Genomic DNA, 15,858 nt, shown 5'->3' on the forward strand with positions numbered 1-15,858 from the left:
GGCGGCGTGGAAGGATGGTGGGCTGTGATCGCGTCGGTGGCGGGCAAGGTGACCGCGATCGCTCCCGACGGAGCCGTGATCGAGGTCGGTGGCGTCGGCATCCTCACCCACTGCACCCCCGGCACGCTCGCCACGCTGCGGATCGGCGAGGAGGCGCGCCTGGCCACGTCGCTGGTGGTGCGGGAGGAGTCGCTCACCCTCTACGGGTTCGCCACGGACGACGAGCGGGCCGTGTTCGAGCTGCTCCAGACGGCCAGCGGGGTCGGCCCCAAGCTGGCCCTGGCGATGCTCGCCGTGCACACGCCCAACGCCCTGCGCGTCGCCGTCGCCGCCGCCGACCTCAAGGCCCTCACGCAGGTGCCGGGGATCGGGCAGAAGGGGGCGCAACGGATTGTGCTGGAGCTGAAGGACCGGCTCGGCACGCCCGAGGAGGCCGTCAACGCCGCGCTCAACGGTGAGCGGCGGGTGGCGGCCTGGCGCGAGCAGGTCCACGCGGGGCTGGTGGGGCTGGGCTACTCCAGCAAGGACGCCGACGAAGCCGTGGCCACCGTGGAGCCGCGCGCCGACGCCGACCTCGCCGCCGGCCGTCAGCCCCAGGTCGCCGCGCTCCTGAAGGCCGCGCTCCAATCCCTGAGCCTGCGATGACCGCCCGCGCCCGCTCCCACGACGGGGCCGATGCGAGCGCTCGTTCTCACGACGGGGCTGATGCGAGCGCTCGTTCTCACGACGGGGCTGATGCGAGCGCTCGTTCTCACGGCGGTGCCGACGGTGCCTGGAGGAGGTGGGGACGTGGGGATTGACCGGGAGCTGGTGTCGCCCGACGCCGGCGGCGACGAGTTGCAGATCGAGGCGGCGCTCCGGCCCAAGCGGCTGAGCGAGTTCATCGGCCAGGGCCGCGTGCGCGAGCAGCTCTCCCTCGTGCTCGAGAGCGCGCTGCGCAGGCAGCGGCCGCCCGATCACGTGCTGATGAGCGGATCGCCGGGGCTGGGCAAGACCACGCTGGCCATGATCATCGCTGCGGAGCTCAACGCGCCGCTGAGGATCACCTCCGGGCCCGCGCTGGAGCGGGCCGGCGACCTCGCCGCCATCCTCTCCACGCTCACCGAGGGCGAGGTGCTGTTCATCGACGAGATCCACCGGATGGCCAGGTCCGCCGAAGAGATGCTCTACCTCGCCATGGAGGACTTCCGGGTCGACATCGTCGTCGGCAAGGGGCCGGGCGCCACGGCGATCCCGCTGGACATCGCGCCGTTCACGCTCGTCGGCGCCACCACCCGGGCCGGGCTGCTGCCGGCGCCGCTGCGCGACCGGTTCGGGTTCACCGCGCACATGGACTTCTACGAGGTCGGCGAGCTCGAACAGGTGCTCTACCGCTCGGCCACGCTGCTCGGCGTCACGCTGCCGGAGGACGGGGCGCACGAAATCGCCAGGCGCTCCAGGGGGACGCCGCGAATTGCGAATCGGCTGCTCAGGCGGGTGCGGGATTTTGCGGACGTAAGGGCCGATGGGGTGATAAATCGGGAAATCGCTGCGGCGGCGCTCAATCTGTACGAGGTCGACGCCGAAGGGCTCGACCGGCTCGACCGGGCGGTGCTGGGCGTGCTGCTGAAGAAGTTCGGCGGCGGCCCGGTCGGGCTGTCCACGCTCGCCGTGGCCGTGGGGGAGGAGCCGGAGACCGTCGAAGTGGTGGCCGAGCCGTTCCTCGTACGCCAGGGCCTGCTGGCCAGAACGCCGCGCGGCCGGGTCGCGACCGCGGCCGCCTGGAGCCACCTCGGCATGACCCCGCCCCCCGACGCGTTCGGAGCATCCCTTTTCGACTGATCACAGAACGGTTGCAACCGTTTCACAATGGGAACTTCCCCGCGCGCCGAAACGCTGCCTCGTTGCCGCGTTTCGCAACAAGCGCCTACACTCCGTGGCTTGGCTGGCTGTGTAGGCTGACGGGCTGATGCGGCGCGGCCCGACGCAACGCACGGAATTTCCGGCGCGAGGCCGGTGTCAACTTCCTTGTACGACAATGAAGGGTGTGCCCCTTATGGACATGGGACAACTCGGAAGTATCCTGCCGCTGATTCTTCTGGTGGTGGTCTTCTACTTCCTGCTGATCCGCCCCCAGCGCAAGCGCCAGCAGGAGGCGGCCCAGATGCAGAACTCCTTGACGCCCGGCGCCCGGGTCATGACCACGACCGGGCTGTTCGGCACCGTTGTCGCGGTGGAGAATGAGGACGTGATCCTCGAGGTGGCGCCCGGGATCGAGACCCGCTGGGTGAAGGCCGCGATCGGCCGCGTCGTCACGCCGGGCGACGCTACCGAGGCCGATGAGTCCCCCGCGGAGGAGGGTGAGACCGGCGAGGAGGGCAAGAACGAGTCCGAGGCCACCGTTGAGCGCGAAGGCGGCCAGGATTCCAGCACCAAGCAGTCCTGACTAAGCTCTGCGACAAACCTCTACCCGAAAGAACTGACGACCAGTGGCCCGACCGACAAGCCGCCACAGCAGACCGGGGCGCACGCTCCTGGTGCTGCTGGCGCTCATCTTCGCCCTGGGCGGGACGATGTTCCTGCAGAAGGCGTTCACGCCGAAGCTGGGGCTTGACCTCGCCGGCGGCACGACGATGACTCTGAAACCGGTGACTCTCAACAACGCGGCACCGCCGGAGGAGATCCTCGACCGCGCGGTCAGCATCATCCGCGACCGAGTCAACGGCACCGGCGTCTCTGACGCGGAGGTCGCCAAGTCCGGCAGTAACATCATCATCTCGATCCCGGGCGTCGGGCAGAACGAGGCCCTCAAGCTGGTCTCCACCACTGCGGAGATGCGCTTCCGGCAGGTGCTCGCCAGCGCGGCCACCCAGGCGCCGCAGGACCTGGCCACCAACGCGCCGTCGCCGACCCCGTCGGGCTCGGCGAGCCCGACCGCCACCCCCAAGTCGGGTAAGTCCGGCAAATCCAGCCAGGTCTCCACCCCCAAGCCCAGCACGTCCCCGACGGGCAAGGCGCTGTCGTCGGCGCTGACGGCGCCGACCCCTGCCGCGTCGGCGGAGGCGCCCTCCGCCTCGACGAGCGCGCAGCCGTCCGCCACGCAGGGCTCCCAGAAGCAGCAGAAGAAGGGCCAGGACGCCAAGGCCACGCCGACGGCGGCGCCGAGCGCTCAGCCGAGCACGCCGCCCGCGCAGGACCAGGGCATCAACACCCAGGGCATCGACCCCGCAGTGCTCGCCCAGTTCAACAAGCTCGACTGCACCAAGAAGGAGAACCGCGGTCAGGGCGTCCAGGACGACCCGGCGAAGCAGTACGCCGCCTGCGAGAGCGACGGCAGCTACAAGTACGTGCTCGACGTCGCCAAGGTCGTCGGCACGGACATCGACTCGGCCTCCGCGGGCATCCCTCAGAGCAGTGTCAACTGGGCCGTCGAGCTCAACTTCAAGAGCAAGGGCGCGGACGCGTGGGCCAAGCTCACCCAGGAGGCCTACAGCGCCCAGCCGCCGCGTAACCAGGTCGCGGTCGTGCTCGACGGCGTCGTCATCACCGCCCCCAACATCCAGGGCCCCATCCCGGGCGGCAAGGCGCAGATCACCGGCAACTTCGACCAGACCAGCGCCACCCAGCTGGCCGACCAGCTGAAGTACGGCGCGCTGCCGCTGAAGTTCACGCGCCAGTCGATCGACACGGTCTCCTCGACCCTGGGCCAGGACCAGCTCCAGGGCGGCCTGATCGCGGGCGCCATCGGCCTCGCACTCGTGGTCGTCTACTCGATGCTCTACTACCGCGGCCTGGGCATCGTGGCCGTGCTGAGCCTCGCGGTCGCCACGATCATCACCTACACGGCGGTGGTCGTGCTCGGCCACAACGCCAACTTCCGGCTCTCGCTGCCGCACATCATCGGTCTCGTGGTCTCGATCGGCATCACCGCCGACTCGTTCATCGTGTACTTCGAACGCATACGTGACGAGATGAAGGAGGGTCGCAGGTCGCTCCGCGCGGCCATCGAGGTCGCCTGGGTCCGCGCCCGGCGCACGATCCTGATCGCCGACGCCGTCATGTTCATCGCCGCGATCGTGCTCTACTTCCTGGCGGTCGGCGGCGTGGCCGGCTTCGCGTTCGCGATGGGCCTGACCACGCTGATCGACATCGTCGTGGTGTTCCTGTTCACGAAGCCGTTCATCGCCCTGCTGGCGAGGCTGAAGTTCTTCGCCAAGGGCCACCCGCTGTCCGGCCTGGACTCCGAGCGCATGAGCGAGGCGCACACGTCCAGCCGCCCGACCAAACCGCAGGAGGCCTGAGATGGGACTCGCGCGACGCCTCTACCGCGGCGAGATCGACGTCGACTTCGTCGGCAAATGGAGACTCTGGTACAGCCTGTCCGGCTTCCTGCTGGTCGTCTCCCTGGCCGGGCTGCTGATCAACGGCCTCAACCTGGGCGTGGAGTTCAAGGGCGGCACGGTCTTCTCCTTCAAGGCGCAGACCGCCACCATCGAGCAGGTCCGCGAGGAGTTCCTCGCGGAAGGCGTGCACCAGCCGATCGTGCAGACGACTGGGACCGATGGCGGCTGGCGGGTCACCACGGAGACTCTCCAGGAGGGCACCCTGGCCCAGGTGCAGAGCGCCATCGCGAAGGACTTCAACGTCCCCGCCGGCCAGATCAGCTCCCAGTCGATCGGCGCCTCCTGGGGCGGTGAGGTCTCCCAGAAAGCCTGGATCGGCCTGGGCGTGTTCATGCTGGCGATCATCCTGTACCTGTCGATGGCGTTCGAGCCGAAGATGGCGCTGGCCGCCATCGTCGCGCTCGTCCACGACCTCGTCATCACGGCCGGCATCTACGCGTGGTCGGGCTTCGAGGTCACGCCCGCGACCCTGCTGGGCTTCCTGACCATCCTCGGTTACTCGCTCTACGACGCGGTCGTGGTGTTCGACATGATCAAGGAGGTCACGGCCAAGCTGGGCCACACGTCGAAGATGACGTACTCGATGGCGGCCAACAACGCGCTCAACCACACGCTGATCCGGTCGCTGAACACCTCGCTGGTCGCGATCCTCCCGGTGGCGGCGATCCTGTTCATCGGCACCACGCTGCTCGGCGCGGGCGTGCTGAAGGACCTGTCGCTGGCGCTGTTCGTCGGCATGATCGTCGGTACGTACTCCTCGCTCTGCGTCGCCACGCCGCTGCTGGTGACGCTGAAGGAGCGGGAGCCGAAGTACCAGGCCATCGCCAAGCGGCTCGCCTCCACGGGAGGTGGCAAGGGCCCGAAGGGCTCCAAAAGCGCAGCGGTAGCCAAGGGGTAGCCAGAGCACACGTACGACGCCCTCGGTCTTCACCGGCCGGGGGCGTCGTCGTGTGCGGTGAGAATGCACCATCATGGAGCCCGGCACACCGCCGGTGGAGAATTGCGAGGAAATGTCATGACCGAGCTCAGCACGATGATCCTGGAGAAGATCAGGGACGTGCCCGACTACCCCAAGCCGGGCGTGCTGTTCAAGGACATCACCCCGCTGCTGGCCGACCCGGTCGCCATGGCGGCCGTGGTGGAGGAGCTGGCCGGCCTCGCCGAAGTGGACAAGATCGTGGGGATCGAGGCGCGCGGGTTCATCCTCGCGGCGCCGGTGGCGTACCGGGCGGCGGCCGGGTTCGTGCCCGTGCGCAAGAAGGGAAAACTGCCCGCCGCGACCCTGGAAGAGTCCTACGATCTGGAGTACGGCTCCGCCACCATCGAGGTCCACCGTGACGCGTTCAGGCCCGGCGACCGCGTTCTCGTGGTCGACGACGTGCTGGCGACCGGCGGCACCGCGAAGGCGGCGGTGGAGCTGGTGAAGAGGGCCGGAGGCGAGGTCGTCGGCATCGCCGTGCTCATGGAGCTGGCCTTTCTCAAAGGACGCGAGCGTCTGCCGGGAGTGGAGCTGCACTCCCTCGTGATCGTCTGAGTCCAGGCCCGCGACGGTCCAGGTTCGCCGCCTGGATACACTGGGGAACCTGGACTCGAACGTGAGGAGCCATTGCGTGAGGAGTCTGTGTGCCCCGTGACGTGGTCGCATCCGACGTAACCGACGCCGGTGGTGCCGAGGCGCCCGGTGTTCCGGCGGTGCGTCGAAGGCGATTTGGGGGTGGGGCCATGAATCCGGTGTTGGAGCCGCTGTTCCGCACGGTCCGCGCCACCCACCCCAAGGCTGACCTGCGCCTGATCGAGCGTGCGTACGACGTCGCCGCCTACCACCACCGCGACCAGAAGCGGAAGTCCGGCGACCCTTACATCACGCACCCGCTGGCCGTGGCCACGATCCTGGCCGAGCTCGGCACCGACGACGAGACCCTGTGCGCCGCGCTGCTGCACGACACGGTGGAGGACACCGCCTACAGCCTCGACGAGCTGCGCGGCGACTTCGGCGACACCATCGGGTCCCTGGTCGACGGCGTGACCAAGCTGGACAAGGTGAAGTTCGGCGACGCCGCCCAGGCCGAGACCGTGCGCAAGATGGTCGTGGCCATGTCGCGCGACATCCGGGTGCTGATCATCAAGCTCGCCGACCGGCTCCACAACATGCGCACCATGCGCTACCTGCCCGAGCACAAGCGCCACCAGAAGTCCCGCGAGACCCTGGAGATCTTCGCCCCGCTGGCCCACCGCCTGGGCATGAACACGATCAAGTGGGAGCTCGAGGACCTCGCCTTCGCGATGCTCTACCCCAAGCGCTACGACGAGATCGCCCGCATGGTGTCGGAGCGCGCGCCGCGCCGCGACCTGTTCCTGCAGGAGGTCATCGAGAAGGTCTCCGGCGACCTGCGCGATGCCAAGATCCGCGCCGTGGTCAAGGGCAGGCCCAAGCACTACTACTCGGTCTACCAGAAGATGATCGCCCGCGACGTGGCGTTCGACGACATCTACGACCTGGTGGGCATCCGCGTGCTGGTCGACAGCGTGCGCGACTGCTACGCCGCGCTCGGCACCATCCACGCCCGGTGGAACCCGGTGCCGGGGCGGTTCAAAGACTACATAGCGATGCCCAAGTTCAACATGTACCAGTCGCTGCACACGACGGTGATCGGTCCCGAGGGCAAGCCGGTGGAGCTGCAGATCCGCACCCACGCGATGCACCACAGGGCCGAGTACGGCGTGGCCGCCCACTGGAAGTACAAGGAGGAGGTCGGCTCCGCCGGCCCCACGGGCAAGGTCAAGCCGGGCAGCGACATGGCCTGGCTGCGCCAGCTCCTCGACTGGCAGAAGGAGACCTCCGACCCCGGCGAGTTCCTGGAGTCGCTCCGCTTCGACCTGTCGGTCTCCGAGGTCTACGTCTTCACCCCGAAGGGGCAGGTCATCGCGCTGCCCGAGGGGGCCACCCCGGTCGACTTCGCGTACGCCGTGCACACCGAGGTGGGCCACCGCTGCATCGGCGCGCGGGTCAACGGCCGGCTGGTGCCGCTGGAGTCGCGGCTCGGCAACGGCGACACGGTCGAGATCTTCACCTCCAAGTCGCCCGACGCCGGGCCGTCGCGTGACTGGCTGAAGTTCGTCAAGTCGGGCCGGGCCCGTAACAAGATCCGGCAGTGGTTCTCCAAGGAGCGCCGCGAGACCGCGATCGAGGCGGGCAAGGAGGCCATCGGGCGGGCCATGCGCAAGCAGGGCCTGCCGCTGCAGCGGCTGATGTCCGGCGAGGCGCTGCTCGCGCTCGCCCGCGACCTGCGCTATCCCGACGTGTCCGCGCTGTACGCGGCCGTGGGGGAGGGGCACATCGCCGCCCAGGCCGTCGTGCAGAAGCTCGTGGCCTCGATCGGCGGCGTCGACAGCGCCGAGGAGGACATCGCCGAGACCTCCCTGCCCACCCGGCTCCGCGGCCGCCCCCGCGGCGGCGGCGCGGGCGTGGTCGTGGCGGGCGACGCCGACGTGTGGGTACGCCTGTCGAAGTGCTGCACCCCGGTGCCCGGCGACGAGATCGTCGGTTTCGTCACCCGAGGGCACGGCGTGTCCGTGCACCGGGCCGACTGCACCAACGTGCAGCAGCTCAAGTCGCAGCCGGACCGGCTGGTCGAGGTGAGCTGGTCGCCGAGCGACGACAGCGTGTTCCTGGTGGCGATCCAGGTGGAGGCGCTGGATCGGCCGCGGCTGCTGTCGGACGTCACGCGTACGCTGTCCGACCAGCACGTCAACATCCTGAGCGCGTCCGTGACGACGTCGCGGGACCGGGTGGCGATCAGCAAGTTCACGTTCGAGATGGGGGACCCCAAGCACCTGGGGCACGTGCTCAAGGCGGTGCGCACCATCCAGGGCGTGTTCGACGTCTACCGGGTCAGCGGCGCGGGCGGCTGACCCGCTCAGCTCCGGGGTCGCTCAGGAAGGCGGCTCAGCGAGGGCGGAGGTCGGGGAGGTTGACCACGATGGCCTCCTGGGTGCTGCGGGCGATGACGACCACGGCTTCCTGGGACGGATCGGGATTTTCCTCGCGATGAGGCACGTACGGCGGGACGAAGATGTAGTCGCCCGGCTTGGTGTCCAGGCGCACCTCCCGGTCGTCCTCCAGGAACACGAACGACGGCGTGCCGCTGACCACGTAAATGGCCGTCTCCGAGGCCCCGTGATGGTGGTCGGACGAGCGGGTGGCGGGGGCGACGTGGGTCTGGCCCATCCACAGGCGCGAGGATCCGGCCGTGGCCCCGCTGATCGCGGCCAGCCGGCGCATGCCGGAGCTCTGCGCCGTTTCGCCTGAGAGCTCCCCAGAGGGCACGTGACGCAGAGGTTGGTGGAAGGGGTCCCCCTCGGCCCGGTAACCCTCCCAGAGGCGCCCTCCAGCGCGTTCCAGCACGTCCGAGGCCACGCCGGACAGCCGTACTGAGTCGTCGTGGGCGGCGAGCAGCTTCTCGGCCAGCTCCGGGTCATGGGCGCGCAGCTCGCGCAGCAGCCACTTGCCGCTCCCCTGCCACCTGCGTCCCAGGCCGAGCGCCATCCTGGCCGTCTCCTGCACCACCTGCCAGCGGATGAACGTCTGCTCGCCCGGATCGGTGGCCCCCGAGAGGTCGTCCAGGAGGTCCGAGAGGGCGTATCTGGACCGTTCGGCCTGCGAGCTGGTCAGACCGCCCGGCCCGGCTGCCAGGCGCTCGCTCAGCGCCGCCTGGAGGTCACTGGCCCGGCCGCTCGTCCGGTCGGTCACCACCGCGCCCTCGGCGCACATGCGGGCCAGACTCGGCTGGCGCCTGTCGAAGTCCTTGTCGAGGTAGGCGTGGAGGCTGGTCTCGCTGTGCACGAACAGCTCGACGGGCCACTCGTGCCACCGCAGGGACTCGCGATAGGGGGTGGGCAGACCGTCGAGCACCACCACGACGTCGAGGTCGGAGGTGCTGGTGCGGTGCTCGGTGAGCGCGCTGCCGCCGACGAAGGCGTACAGGGCTCCCGGGAACATGTCCTCGACGAGGGCACGCGCGGCGCTGACCGGATCCATGCCCGCCAGCCTAGGTCTCCGCCCCCTCCGCCGTTGCCCCATTTCCCGCACCGGGCCCCGCTCGCTCCTCGGGCGCGCCGTCCCCGTGTCAACGTCAGGCGACCGCGCCGTTGAGCGGGCGCTCCAGGGCCGTGGCACGCGGGAGGACGGGACGTGTCGGGGCACGTGCGGGACGCGCACATGCCGCATCACAGGAGCCGGGCACGTGCGGCAGAGCAGCAAGGCGTGTCCACGGTGCGGCAAGGCGTGTCCACGGTGCGGCAGGTCGCCGAGGCCGCGGTCGTGCCTGCAGCCTCGGCGGGCTCCCGAGCTGCGGTTGCGCCTGCAGCCTGGCAGGCAGCCGGAGCCCGGGGTGCCGTGGGCCGGTGGAGGCCGTGAAAGGCCTCCACCGGGTCAGCTGAACTCGGCGAGCGTGCGCTCGGCTTCCTCCAGCCACGAACGGCGGGCGGTCAGCGCCTCCTCGGTCTCCTTGATGTCCTTGGCGCGACCGGCGTCCTGCGCCTTGGCCAGCCGCTTCTCCAACTGCTCGATCGAGGTGCGCAGCTGGTCGACGGTGCTCTGCGCCCGGGCCCTGGCCTCAGGGTTGGACCGCTTCCACTCCGCGTCCTCGGCCTTGCGCACGGCCTCGTCGACCTTGCGCAGGCCGCCCTCCAGCCGGTCGCGCTGCTCGCGCGGCACCGGGCCGGCCGCCTCCCAGCGCTCCAGGATGCTCCGCAGCGCCCCGCGGGCCGTACGCACGTCCGTGACCGGGAGGATCTTCTCGGCCTCGGCGAGCAGCACCTCCTTGACCTCCGCGTTGGCGGCCAGCGAGGCGTCACGCTCGGCGAAGACGGCCGAACGGGCCTGGAAGAACTGGTCCTGGGCGCCCTTGAAGCGCGCCCACAGCTCGTCCTCGACCTCGCGCGAGGCCCGCCCCGCGCTCTTCCACTGCTGCATGAGCTCGCGGTAGACGGCCGCGGTCTGGCCCCAGTCGGTCGAGTCGGCCAGCGCCTCGGCCTCGGCGACGATGCTCTCCTTGGCCGCGCGAACGCCCTCGCGCTGCTCGTCCAGCCCCGCGAAGTACGCCTTGCGCCGCTTGGCGAACGCCGTGCGCGCCGCCGACAGCCGCTTCCACAGCGCGGCCTCGGTGACCCTGTCGATGCGGTCGGCGGCCTTCCACTCCTCGACGAGCTGGCGCAGCCGTTCGCCGCCAGACTTCCAGTGAGTGGTCTCGTCGGCGATGCGCTCGGCCTCGGCGACGATGCGCTCCTTGACCGCCCTGGCCTCGGCGCGCGCGTGCTCGCGCGCGACCTTGACCTCCTCGCGGCGCTGGGCGACCAGCTCCGTCAGGCCGTCGAGCCGGGCCGTCAGCGCGGCCAGGTCGCCGACGGCGTGGGCGTCGGCGACGGCCTCACGCAGCTTGGCGATGCTCGCCTCGGCCTGGGCCGGAGCCAGGTCGGTGCCCTTGACGCGCTGCTCCAGCAGCTGCACCTGACCGGCCAGCTCGTCGTACTTGCGATGGAAGTAGGCCAGTGCCTCTTCGGGTTCACCGGCCTGCCAGGAGCCGACGGCCCGCTCTCCCTCAGCCGTACGCACGTAGACGGTGCCGTCGTCGTCTACCCGGCCCCACGGGTCGGTGCTCACCGTGTCCTCCCGCACTTTCCATCAGACCCTTCGGGACTACTTCGTCCCTAGTTTGTATTACGTCAGCTCTTGCTGGCGATTGTCACGTCTTTGATTTCGACGGTTTGCTTCGGTGCTCCCGTCCCGTCACCCATGTCGGCGATGACGCCCGCTTTGTTCACCTTGTCCAGGATGTCGAGCCCCTTGGTGATCGTACCCACCGGCGTGTAATCCGGCGTGAGTCCGATGTCTCCGAAAACGAGGAAGAACTGGCTGCCCGTGCTCCCCGGCGCCTGCGTTTTGGCCATCGCCATCATGCCGCGCTTGTACTGGGCGCCCTGGAGGTTCTCCTCGGCCATGACGTAGCCGGGGCCGCCGGAGCCGTCCTGGCTCTTGCCGTCGGCCTTGGCCGACGGGTCGCCGCACTGCAGCATCGGGAACTTGTCGCTGCCGAGCCGGTGGCACTTGCTGCCGTCGTAGTACTTCTTCTTCGCCAGGTACTCCAGCGAGTTGGTCGTGCAGGGCGCCTTGGCGTTGTTGAGCTCGACCACGATGTCGCCCAGGTTCGTCTTGAACGTCATCGTCTTCGTCGCCGGGGTGGTCTTGACCTTCTTCGGCGGCATGCCGACGTCCTTGATCTTCCCGCCCGCGGCGTCCTTGACGTAGTCGCAGGTGCCCGTGGCCGCGTCGTACGGCTTGGGCCCCGTGTTCGCGCTCGCGCTCGCGCTCGGCGCCGCCGTGGCGGTGTCGGCGGCGGACGCTGTGGGCGAGGAGGCCGCGTCGGTCCCCGTGCTGTTGCCGCCCAACAGCGCGACCGCGGCCACGATGCCGCCGACGACGATCACGACGCCCACAGTGGAGCCGATGATCGCCGTGCGCTTGGCCTTCTGCTCGCGCTCGAGCCGGCGCTGCATCTGCCGCTCGTAGTGCTCACGCGCCAGCTGCTTCTGCCGGTCCTTCCCCGTGGCCACCGCTTTGCCTCCCATAGTCAATCAACTGAGGTGGGCGAATCGTATCGGCCAACGGGTAATGATTCGCAGCCCGGCGACCCGCACCGGTACCCTTCGGTTACATTCCCATTGGCTTTTCGACGAGATCACCTGAGGCAGATGCTCATCGCCGGCTTCCCCGCAGGGGCCTTCCAGACCAATTGTTACGTTGTCGCGCCTGCCCCCGGCGAGGAATGCGTGATCGTCGACCCAGGTCAGGACGCGACAGAAGGCGTCGACGAGCTGCTGCGCGAGCACCGGCTCAAGCCGGTCGCGGTCCTGCTCACCCACGGCCACCTCGATCACGTCTGGTCGGTCGCCCCGGTCTGCGGCGCGCGCGACGTCCCCGCGTGGATCCACCCCGACGACCGCCACCTGCTGAGCGACCCTGCCGCGGGCTGGTCCGGCACGAGCGCCTCGCTCTTCGGCGGGCTGGAGCTGAGCGAGCCCGACGACGTGCGCGAGCTGTCCGACGGCGCCGTGCTCGAGCTCGCCGGCCTCGAGCTCGTGGTCGACCACACACCCGGCCATACCAGGGGGTCGGTGAGCTTCCGGCTGCCCGGTGACGAGATCATGTTCTCGGGCGACCTGCTGTTCGCCGGCTCCATCGGCCGCACCGACCTTCCCGGCGGCGACTACGCGACCATCCTGAGCAGCCTGGCCACCAAGTGTCTGCCGCTGCCTGACGATACGGTCGTCCTGCCGGGCCACGGACCACAGACCACGATCGGCCGCGAGCGCGCCACCAATCCATACTTGAGAGAAGCGGCGCCGCAAGCCGGTCCCACACGAGGGATCTAATGAGCTTCCAAGCACCTAAAGGGGTCAAGGAATACGTTCCACCGCAGGCCTCGACGTTCTACGCGATCCGCGGAGCGTTCGCGGAGACGGCCAGGCGCGCGGGATACGCCTACCTCGAGACCGCGGTCTTCGAGGACACCCAGCTGTTCGCGCGCGGCGTCGGAGAGTCCACCGACGTCGTGAGCAAGGAGATGTACACCTTCACCGACCGCGGCGGCAGGTCGCTGACGCTGCGTCCGGAGTTCACCGCCGGCGTGCTGCGCGCGGTCCTGGAGTACGGCCTGCACCGCGGCCAGCTCCCCGTGAAGGTGTGGACCGACGGCCCGGTGTTCCGCGCCGAGGCGCCCCAGGAGGGCCGCTACCGGCAGTTCTACCAGCTCGACCTGGAGGCCATCGGCAGCGAGGACCCGGCGGTCGACGCCGAGACCATCGCGCTGGCCTGGCAGTGGTACTCCGCGCTCGGCCTCACCCAGGTCCGGCTGCTGCTCAACTCGCTGGGCTGCAAGGAGTGCCGGCCGATCTACCGCGCGCGGCTGCAGGAGTTCCTGCGCGGGCTCGACCTCGACGAGGCCACCCGGGCGCGGATCGAGATCAATCCGTTGCGCGTGCTCGACGACAGGCGTCCCGAGGTGCGCGCCCAGCTCGAGAACGCGCCGCTGATCGGCGACCACCTGTGCGCCGACTGCAAGGCGTACCACGACCGGGTCAAGCAGCTCCTGGCCGACCTCAGCATCCCGTGGGAGGACACGCCCAAGCTGGTGCGCGGGCTCGACTACTACACCCGCACCACCTTCGAGTTCGACCACCCGCTGCTGGGCGCGCAGTCCGGCATCGGCGGCGGCGGCCGCTACGACGGGCTCTCCGAGGCCATCGGCGGTCCCGCGCTGCCCGGCATCGGCTTCGGGCTCGGCCTCGACCGCACCGTCATCGCCCTCGAGCGGGAAGGCATCGAGCTCGCCACCCGTGCCCGCTGCGAGGTGTACGGTGTGGCGCTGGGCGACGAGGCGGCGCGGGCCATGTTCAAGCTCGTGAGCGAGCTGCGCGCGGCCGGTGTCGCCGCCGACATGTCCTTCGGCGGCAAGGGGCTCAAGGGGGCGATGAAGGGGGCCGATCGTTCCGGTGCCCGCTTCGCGCTGATCCTGGGCGAGCGTGACCTGGCGGCCGAGGCCGTGCAAGTGAAGGACCTGACCACCGCTGAGCAGACCGAGGTGCCCTTGGCCGAGGTCGTCGACGTTTTGAAAGGGAAAGTGCAGTGATCCGCACGCATCAGGCCGGGTCGCTCCGCGAGGAGCACGCCGGGCAGCAGGTGACGCTCGCAGGATGGGTGGCCCGCCGCCGTGACCACGGCGGCGTGGTCTTCATCGACCTGCGCGACGCCTCCGGCTCGGCGCAGGTGGTCTTCCGCGAGGAGGACCACGCCCACGACCTGCGGGCCGAATACTGCGTGAAGGTCGTCGGCCAGGTCAGGGTGCGCCCCGAGGGCAACGAGAACCCCGACCTGCCCACCGGCGCGATCGAGGTCGTGGCCGAGCGGGTGGAGGTGCTGAGCGAGTCCGCGCCGCTGCCGTTCCCCATCGAGGGCAACGTGGGCGTGTCGGAGGAGGCCCGGCTCAAGTACCGCTACCTCGACATCCGCCGCCAGCAGGTGGCCAACGCGATGCGCACCCGCTCCAAGGCCACCTACCTCGCCCACGAGGTGATGCAGGAGCTCGGCTTCGTCTACGTCGAGACGCCGACCCTGACCCGCTCCACGCCTGAGGGCGCGCGCGACTTCCTGGTCCCGGTACGCCTGCAGCCCGGCAGCTGGTACGCCCTGCCCCAGTCGCCCCAGCTGTTCAAGCAGCTGCTCCAGGTCGCCGGCCTCGAGCGCTACTACCAGCTCGCCAAGTGCTATCGCGACGAGGACCTGCGCGCCGACCGGCAGCCGGAGTTCACGCAGATCGACGTCGAGATGTCATTCGTGGACCAGGAGGACGTCATCGCGGTCGGCGAGAAGCTGATCAGCCGGCTGTGGAAGGAGGTCGCCGGCTACGACCTGCCGACCCCGCTGCCGCGCATGACGTACGCCGACGCCATGGCCCGCTACGGCTCCGACAAGCCCGACCTGCGTTTCGGCCAGGAGCTGGTCGAGATGACCGGCTACTTCGCCAACACCTCCTTCCGCGTCTTCCAGGCCGAGTACGTCGGCGCCGTGGTCATGCCCGGCGGCGGCTCCCAGACGCGCAAGGAGCTCGACGCCTGGCAGGAGTGGGCCCGCAGCCGCGGCGCCAGGGGCCTGGCCTACGTGCTCGTCCAGGAGGACGGCACGCTGGGCGGCCCGGTGGCCAAGAACCTCTCGGAGGAGGAGCTCTCCGGGCTCGCGGCCAAGGTCGGAGCCGAGCCGGGCGACGCGATCTTCTTCGCGGCCGGCCTCCAGCACGCCTCGCGCGAGCTGCTCGGCGCCGCCCGCCTGGAGATCGGCCGCCGCTGCGGTCTGATCGACGAGTCCGCGTGGGCGTTCCTGTGGGTCGTCGACGCCCCCATGTTCGAGCCCGTGCACGACGAGGTGGGCCGCGAGACCGGCTGGACGGCCGTGCACCACCCGTTCACCGGGCCCAAGCCGGAGTGGGCCGACAACTTCCAGGACCACCCGGGCGAGGCGCTGGCGTACGCGTACGACATGGTCTGCAACGGCATGGAGATCGGCGGCGGCTCGATCCGTATCCACCGGGCCGAGATGCAGCAGCGCGTCTTCGACGTGCTGGGCATCTCCAAGGAGGAGGCGGAGAGCAAGTTCGGCTTCCTGCTGGAGGCGTTCAAGTACGGGCCCCCGCCGCACGGCGGCATCGCCTACGGCTGGGACCGCATCTGCATGCTGCTGTCCGGCGGCGAGTCGATCCGTGACGTGATCGCGTTCCCGAAGACCGCCTCCGGCTTCGACCCGCTCACGGGCGCGCCCACGCCGATCACGGCCGAGCAGCGCAAGGAGGCGGGCGTCGACGCCAAGCCCAAGGCCGAAGCCGAAGCCGACGTCTAGGCAGGTCTAGGCATGTGAGAACGGCGGGCA

13 protein-coding genes are annotated in these 15,858 nt (G+C 69.7%); 10 read left to right on the top strand and 3 right to left on the bottom strand.

Annotated features, from left to right (window positions below):
• Nucleotides 1–24 precede the first annotated feature (24 nt).
• The 7 genes from ruvA to ABD830_RS30420 all read left to right on the top strand — a co-directional run bounded on the left by ruvA (nucleotide 25) and on the right by ABD830_RS30420 (nucleotide 8,294).
• On the top strand, nucleotides 25–645 hold the full coding sequence (ruvA, locus tag ABD830_RS30390; protein ID WP_344994765.1) for a Holliday junction branch migration protein RuvA: 621 nt from the start codon (nucleotides 25–27) through the stop codon (nucleotides 643–645).
• Nucleotides 646–789: 144 nt separating this feature from the next.
• Entirely contained in the window at nucleotides 790–1,821 is a 1,032-nt protein-coding gene (gene ruvB, locus ABD830_RS30395; RefSeq protein ID WP_344994768.1) for a Holliday junction branch migration DNA helicase RuvB, read from the top strand.
• 214 nt (nucleotides 1,822–2,035) lie between these two features.
• Nucleotides 2,036–2,425, top strand: a complete 390-nt coding sequence (gene yajC / locus ABD830_RS30400) for a preprotein translocase subunit YajC (RefSeq protein ID WP_344994770.1) — start codon at nucleotides 2,036–2,038, stop codon at nucleotides 2,423–2,425.
• 43 nt (nucleotides 2,426–2,468) lie between these two features.
• Complete coding sequence (gene secD / locus ABD830_RS30405; RefSeq protein WP_344994773.1) at nucleotides 2,469–4,280, top strand: protein translocase subunit SecD; 1,812 nt, start codon at nucleotides 2,469–2,471, stop codon at nucleotides 4,278–4,280.
• Between the two features lies 1 nt (nucleotide 4,281).
• On the top strand, nucleotides 4,282–5,280 hold the full coding sequence (gene secF / locus ABD830_RS30410; protein ID WP_344994776.1) for a protein translocase subunit SecF: 999 nt from the start codon (nucleotides 4,282–4,284) through the stop codon (nucleotides 5,278–5,280).
• A 117-nt stretch (nucleotides 5,281–5,397) separates the two neighbouring features.
• Nucleotides 5,398–5,916, top strand: coding sequence for an adenine phosphoribosyltransferase (locus ABD830_RS30415; RefSeq protein ID WP_344994779.1), 519 nt, complete (start codon nucleotides 5,398–5,400; stop codon nucleotides 5,914–5,916).
• A gap of 188 nt (nucleotides 5,917–6,104) precedes the next feature.
• Entirely contained in the window at nucleotides 6,105–8,294 is a 2,190-nt protein-coding gene (locus ABD830_RS30420) for a RelA/SpoT family protein (RefSeq protein ID WP_344994782.1), read from the top strand.
• Between the two features lie 34 nt (nucleotides 8,295–8,328).
• On the opposite strand, the gene ABD830_RS30425 is transcribed toward ABD830_RS30420, so the two are convergent.
• The 3 genes from ABD830_RS30425 to ABD830_RS30435 form a co-directional block, all read right to left on the bottom strand.
• On the bottom strand, nucleotides 8,329–9,420 hold the full coding sequence (locus tag ABD830_RS30425) for a cupin domain-containing protein (RefSeq protein ID WP_344994785.1): 1,092 nt from the start codon (nucleotides 9,418–9,420) through the stop codon (nucleotides 8,329–8,331).
• A gap of 393 nt (nucleotides 9,421–9,813) precedes the next feature.
• Nucleotides 9,814–11,043: a DUF349 domain-containing protein gene (locus ABD830_RS30430; RefSeq protein WP_344994788.1), complete on the bottom strand. Its 1,230-nt coding sequence runs from the start codon at nucleotides 11,041–11,043 to the stop codon at nucleotides 9,814–9,816.
• A 62-nt stretch (nucleotides 11,044–11,105) separates the two neighbouring features.
• Nucleotides 11,106–11,993 carry a peptidylprolyl isomerase gene (locus ABD830_RS30435; RefSeq protein WP_344994791.1) on the bottom strand — a complete coding sequence of 296 codons (888 nt, stop codon included), beginning with the start codon at nucleotides 11,991–11,993 and terminating at the stop codon, nucleotides 11,106–11,108.
• 138 nt (nucleotides 11,994–12,131) lie between these two features.
• Here ABD830_RS30435 and ABD830_RS30440 point away from each other — a divergent pair, with 138 nt between their 5' ends.
• From ABD830_RS30440 to aspS, 3 genes are read left to right on the top strand one after another with little or no spacing between them, the layout of a single operon-like run.
• Nucleotides 12,132–12,812, top strand: a complete 681-nt coding sequence (locus ABD830_RS30440; protein WP_344994794.1) for an MBL fold metallo-hydrolase — start codon at nucleotides 12,132–12,134, stop codon at nucleotides 12,810–12,812.
• Nucleotides 12,812–14,068, top strand: a complete 1,257-nt coding sequence (gene hisS / locus ABD830_RS30445; RefSeq protein WP_344994796.1) for a histidine--tRNA ligase — start codon at nucleotides 12,812–12,814, stop codon at nucleotides 14,066–14,068. The genes ABD830_RS30440 and hisS overlap by 1 nt, the downstream gene beginning before the upstream one ends.
• Nucleotides 14,065–15,828 (top strand): aspartate--tRNA ligase, encoded by a 1,764-nt coding sequence (aspS, locus tag ABD830_RS30450; RefSeq protein ID WP_344994798.1) that lies wholly within the window; start codon nucleotides 14,065–14,067, stop codon nucleotides 15,826–15,828. Before hisS ends, aspS begins: the two co-directional genes overlap by 4 nt.
• The last annotated feature ends 30 nt before the right edge of the window (nucleotides 15,829–15,858 follow it).

Source organism: Nonomuraea helvata, assembly GCF_039535785.1.
GTDB lineage: Bacteria > Actinomycetota > Actinomycetes > Streptosporangiales > Streptosporangiaceae > Nonomuraea > Nonomuraea helvata.

Bases quoted from the DNA above. Each gene is read 5' to 3' on its own strand.
- yajC (WP_344994770.1), top strand. From the start codon at position 2,036: ATGGACATGGGACAACTCGGAAGTATCCTGCCGCTGATTCTTCTGGTG.
- secF (WP_344994776.1), top strand. From the start codon at position 4,282: ATGGGACTCGCGCGACGCCTCTACCGCGGCGAGATCGACGTCGACTTC.
- ABD830_RS30415 (WP_344994779.1), top strand. From the start codon at position 5,398: ATGACCGAGCTCAGCACGATGATCCTGGAGAAGATCAGGGACGTGCCC.
- ABD830_RS30420 (WP_344994782.1), top strand. From the start codon at position 6,105: ATGAATCCGGTGTTGGAGCCGCTGTTCCGCACGGTCCGCGCCACCCAC.
- ABD830_RS30425 (WP_344994785.1), bottom strand. From the start codon at position 9,420: ATGGATCCGGTCAGCGCCGCGCGTGCCCTCGTCGAGGACATGTTCCCG.
- ABD830_RS30440 (WP_344994794.1), top strand. From the start codon at position 12,132: ATGCTCATCGCCGGCTTCCCCGCAGGGGCCTTCCAGACCAATTGTTAC.
- hisS (WP_344994796.1), top strand. From the start codon at position 12,812: ATGAGCTTCCAAGCACCTAAAGGGGTCAAGGAATACGTTCCACCGCAG.